Genomic DNA, 625 nt, shown 5'->3' on the forward strand with positions numbered 1-625 from the left:
AACCTCCAATTTTTAGCCAATATGCAAAAAAGCACTACTGTCAACTCTTGGAAAAAGAGCGTCAAGTTGATCAAGCAACTGTCTAAATTTACAATCCTTCTTCTGCCCAACCTTAAAACACCTGGAGTGAAATACTTCTGCATAAACCACTTCCAATAGCATAAATAACCAATTCTTATAGGCTTCACTTTCGATTGTGTAAAGTTTCAAAATGTTCTTTGAATACCTCACACACTCTAAAAGCTCAGCCATAAGATTTTTTGGTATAGATACACTACCATCTTCACGAATGCACATAGCACGCAAAGAATCTATCGCAGTTGAACCTATCCAAAAATTCAGAATACTATTCTCACTATTAATATCATGACTCATGCCTATAAATCTCTTTTAGAATCTAATCTATTAACTTGAAATAGTAATCTCAACAACTTCTTCTGGACGAAAATGAACAACTCCTGCTGACTGCATTGTTGCACGGATATACTCACCTTCCATGTCTCTACATCTTCTAAAGCCTATTTCAGACACAATCGGAACAAACATTATTGTTTCATCAGGTTCATAAAGAACTGGATGTTCAAGTCCTTTAAATACTGATGTTACTATATTATGGTCTTTCAGA

General features: G+C 34.9%; 1 protein-coding gene and 1 pseudogene. Both read right to left on the minus strand.

The window, feature by feature from the left end:
- Window positions 1-12: 12 nt before the first annotated feature.
- Window positions 13-375 (minus strand): hypothetical protein, encoded by a 363-nt coding sequence (locus U881_RS0102365; RefSeq protein WP_024653118.1) that lies wholly within the window; start codon window positions 373-375, stop codon window positions 13-15.
- A 30-nt stretch (window positions 376-405) separates the two neighbouring features.
- A pseudogene (locus tag U881_RS0102370) lies at window positions 406-625 on the minus strand (hypothetical protein); the annotation flags it as partial.

The organism is Borrelia persica No12 (genome assembly GCF_000500045.1).
Lineage (GTDB): Bacteria > Spirochaetota > Spirochaetia > Borreliales > Borreliaceae > Borrelia > Borrelia persica.